Below are 1598 nucleotides of genomic sequence, written 5' to 3'. Positions count from 1 at the left end.
TTCCTCCAACTAAATACAGGCTGTCAAAAACAGCTATGTTAATAGCAGCTTAATTTAAGGGGTATTTGGGACTGCACTTTTCTTGACTATTTCAAGATGCAAGCCTAAACATGAAGCAAATCCCCTTCGACTGCAAAGCCAGCTCCGACAGGGGATTTTTTAATTTGTGGAAAATTGATCTGTTCAATTGATTTTCGGAGCAAGCTTGACTTGCTCCGAAAATATACCTTTTTTTCTTTTCTTTCTGTTCAAAAGAGATTTTTTCTTTTAGCCCATAAAGGGCGTACAAGGGATTTTATATTAACCAGAAATTTAAAATACTTAAAACCCAGCGGCTCAGTGAGCCGTCCGTATAACAATGAGTTGTACCGCAGGCAGCTTGACTGCCTGTCGGCTACGAACCTTTGTTATGCTTTATTTTATTTTCTTTTGAACATATTTTTCAAGTACAAAAGTTAACATAAATGCTATACCTGTTACTGCTGCAACATATAAGGGAGTTTTAATATTTCCATTTGTTGAATAATAAATGATTTGCATTAATGGAAAGTGGAACAGATATAGTCCCCATGAAAAATCAATATTATCTCCAATTATTTTTAGAGGTTTGAAAAATAATGCTGCCCAAACAATTATTATAGCTAAAGCTGCAGGAAATAAAATTTCTGTATTTGTAAAATATCGGAATATGAATGCGAAGAAAGCTGGTAAAATTAAAAATTTTTTAACTTTTAAAAACCAATTCCAATTCAAAAATATAAACATTCCTGATACGAAAAATGAAATGAAACCTGGTAATTGATGCGCAAGTTGCTGTGGTAAATGCCATTGTACAGCATATTTTTTAAGAATGATATTATATAATACAGATAAAGCATAAAGTATTAGGAAGAAAATATTTTTTCCTTTGTTTGATTTAAATTTTTCCCAAATATAAATAATAACAGTCAGGATTATGTAAAAACCAACTTCTACTTTTATTGTCCAAAGAGCTCCATTTATTGCAGCTCCATTAAAACATCCTGGTAAATCCGGATGCATGAAGTTTAAGAATATACTATTCCAAAATAAATATTTAAAATATTCTGAACCAAAATATTCCCCAATCTGTAAATTTGAAAAATAACAACAGATGATTGAAAATCCAATAACAGAGAAATAATACATAGGAAGGATCTTTTTTATTCTTTTAACAAAAAAAGATTTTATATTTTCAGAGTTAAAGTAACTTTTTGTTACCCAAAAACCACTGATTATAAAAAAGCCACAAACAGCCATGTGACCATCGAGAAAATATTTGTTACTTATTCCTACATTTCCTAACACATGCATTAATAGAACGATAAAACAAAATAAAAGCCTTATTGCATTAAATGCATTTTCTTTTGGAATTGTCGGTAATTCAATTTGAGTTTTCATTTTTCCTTCCTTTTTCGGATACGGATAAAAATGTTAAACTCAAATTTTATTTTTCTATAAAACTACCAGTCCAGTGGGCTGTGAGCATAACAATTGCTCCTATGATATTTGTCAATAGCAAGGAACTCCTGATTCCATAATTTTACGATGCTTTTGATAAAGCTTCAACTGCAAGTTGT

The 1598-nt window shown here is 30.7% G+C and carries 1 protein-coding gene; it reads right to left on the bottom strand.

All coding sequences use genetic code 11. The annotated features are described in order from the left end of the window. Positions 1 to 414: 414 nt before the first annotated feature. Positions 415 to 1419: an acyltransferase family protein gene (locus B5D47_RS11235; protein WP_078931921.1), complete on the bottom strand. Its 1005-nt coding sequence runs from the start codon at positions 1417 to 1419 to the stop codon at positions 415 to 417. Positions 1420 to 1598 lie beyond the last annotated feature (179 nt).

This window comes from Treponema berlinense (assembly GCF_900167025.1).
Classification (GTDB): Bacteria; Spirochaetota; Spirochaetia; order Treponematales; family Treponemataceae; genus Treponema_D; species Treponema_D berlinense.
The sequence above is the reverse complement of the archived record's forward strand: the minus strand, read 5'-3'. Positions and strand labels throughout refer to the sequence as shown.